2 protein-coding genes are annotated in these 2,461 nt (G+C 67.8%); both read left to right on the plus strand.

Features of this window, described 5'->3' with window-relative positions; all coding sequences use genetic code 11:
* Positions 1-77 precede the first annotated feature (77 nt).
* Positions 78-767, plus strand: coding sequence for a glutathione S-transferase (locus tag V3B25_RS22275; protein ID WP_329811482.1), 690 nt, complete (start codon positions 78-80; stop codon positions 765-767).
* Positions 768-799: 32 nt separating this feature from the next.
* Positions 800-2,365, plus strand: a complete 1,566-nt coding sequence (locus V3B25_RS22280) for a YdiU family protein (RefSeq protein WP_329811481.1) — start codon at positions 800-802, stop codon at positions 2,363-2,365.
* The last annotated feature ends 96 nt before the right edge of the window (positions 2,366-2,461 follow it).

The following is a 2,461-nucleotide window of genomic DNA, read 5'->3' on the forward strand; positions in this document are numbered from 1 at the left end:
GAGCAAGCTCGACTCTACAAAAGACATGCAGCTGGGCGGGCTAAGATCAGATGCATCCTCCCATCGCGGAACCGTCCATGCGCATCGTCCACCATCTGGAAAACTCCCGTTCCCTGCGCGTGCTGTGGATGCTGGAGGAGCTGGGGCTGGACTACGAGCTGCGTCGCTATCCGCGCGATCCGAAGACGCTGCTGGCGCCGCCGGAACTGCGACAGGTGCATCCGCTGGGCAAGTCGCCGGTATTGCAGGATGGTGAGCTGGTGCTGGCCGAATCCGGCGCCATCCTCGATTACCTTGCCGACCGCTACGACACCCAGCGCCAGCTGTCGCCGTCGCCGACGCCCGCCGAGGGTGCCGAGCGCATCGCTTACCGCTACTGGCTGCACTACGCCGAAGGCTCGGCGATGCCGCCGCTGCTGCTGACCCTGGTGATGGGCCGCATCCGCAATGCGCCGATGCCGTTTTTCGCGCGCCCGATCGCACGCAGCATCGCCGACAAGGCCGAGCGCGGCTTCATCGGTCCGCAGCGGCGCCTGCACCTGGACTGGATGGAGCGCCGCCTGGCCGAAAGCCCGTGGTTTGCCGGCGAGCGCTTCAGTGCGGCCGACATCCAGATGAGCTTCCCGATCCAGGCCGCTGCCGCGCGCGGTGGTGGCCTCGACGACAAGCCGGCACTGCGTGGCTTCCTCAAGCGTATCGGTGAGCGCCCGGCCTACCTGCGTGCCGAGGCCCACGGCGGCCAACTGCAGGCGCTCAGCGGCAATTGAGGCGGGCGGCCGTCGTCCCCATCTTCAGCACCATGGATACCGACAGCCCCCGTTTCGACAACCGCCTGCTGCATACCCTGCCGGGCGACCCCGAATCCGGCCCGCGCAGGCGTGAAGTGCTGGGCGCGGCCTGGTCGCCAGTGATGCCGACCCCGGTGACGGCGCCCACGCTGCTGGCTTGGGCACCGGACGTCGCCGAGATGCTTGGCTTCGATACCGCTGAGGTCGAGAGCGAAGGCTTCGCGCGTGTATTCGGCGGTAACGCACTGTATGCAGGCATGCAGCCATGGGCGGCCAACTACGGGGGCCATCAGTTTGGTCACTGGGCCGGCCAGCTCGGCGACGGCCGTGCGATCTCGCTGGGTGAACTGGTCGCACCGGATGGCCGCCACTGGGAGCTGCAGCTGAAGGGCGCCGGCCCCACGCCGTATTCGCGCGGGGCCGATGGGCGCGCAGTGCTGCGCTCGTCGATCCGCGAATTCCTGTGCAGCGAGGCCATGCACCATCTGGGCGTGCCGACCACGCGCGCGTTGTCGCTGGTCGGTACCGGCGAGGACGTGGTGCGCGACATGTTCTACGACGGCCATCCGCGTGCCGAGCCTGGTGCCATCGTATGCCGGGTGTCGCCGTCGTTCCTGCGCTTTGGTTCGTTCGAGCTGCCTGCGTCACGTGGTGAAACCGCCCTGCTGCAGCAGCTGGTCGATGCCTGCATCGCCCGTGATTTCCCCGAGCTGGAAGGGGAGGGGGAGGCGCTGTACGGCGACTGGTTCGCGCAGATCGCGGTGCGCACCGCCGAGATGATCGCGCACTGGATGCGCGTGGGTTTCGTGCATGGCGTGATGAACACCGACAACCTGTCCGTGCTCGGCCTCACACTTGATTACGGCCCTTACGGCTGGGTCGAGGATTTCGATCCGGACTGGACGCCGAACACCACCGACGCGCAGGGCCGCCGTTATCGCTTCGGTACCCAGCCGCAGGTGGCGTACTGGAATCTGAGCCGATTGGCCCAGGCGTTGTCGCCGTTGTTCGCCGATGTGGCGCCGCTGCAGGCCAGTCTGGCGGCCTACCAGTCCACCTTCGTGGCCTGCACCCGTCGCGATGCCGCAGCCAAGCTGGGCCTGGCCGCTGCCGACGATGACGACCTGCAGCTCTACCTGCGCTGGCAGCAGTTGATGCAGGACGGTGGCATGGACATGACCCTGGCCTGGCGCGCGCTGATGCGCCTCGATCCGGCGGCACCGGATGCGGCGCTGCTGGACGCGGTGTACTACGACGAGGCGCGCCAGCAGGCGGTGCAGGCACCGTTGCAGCAGTGGCTGCAGGACTACGCGGCACGGTTGCAGGCCGATCCGTTGTCGGCCAGCGAACGCACGGCGAAGATGGCCGCGGCCAATCCGCTGTATGTGCTGCGCAACTGGCTGGCGCAGGAAGCCATCGACCGCGCCGAACAGGGCGACCTCAGCGGTATTCATGCGTTGCAGGACGTACTGCGCGATCCGTACACCGAGCGTGCCGGGCTGGAGCATTTCGCCGGCAAGCGCCCGGCGTGGGCAGACAACCGCGCCGGCTGCTCGATGCTGTCCTGCAGTTCCTGAGGGTGGGTTTCGGCAGGGCTGTGCCCTGCACCCGCAGAGGCCAGATCAAACGCCAGAGCAAAAGCGGAATCCGTGGTCTGGCGGGGGGGGGGGGGG

It is taken from the genome of Stenotrophomonas sp. SMYL8 (assembly GCF_036320065.1).
GTDB lineage: Bacteria > Pseudomonadota > Gammaproteobacteria > Xanthomonadales > Xanthomonadaceae > Stenotrophomonas > Stenotrophomonas maltophilia_A.

Excerpts from the sequence above, each read along its gene's own strand:
- V3B25_RS22275 (WP_329811482.1), top strand. The coding sequence starts at position 78 with ATGCGCATCGTCCACCATCTGGAAAACTCCCGTTCCCTGCGCGTGCTG.
- V3B25_RS22280 (WP_329811481.1), top strand. The coding sequence starts at position 800 with ATGGATACCGACAGCCCCCGTTTCGACAACCGCCTGCTGCATACCCTG.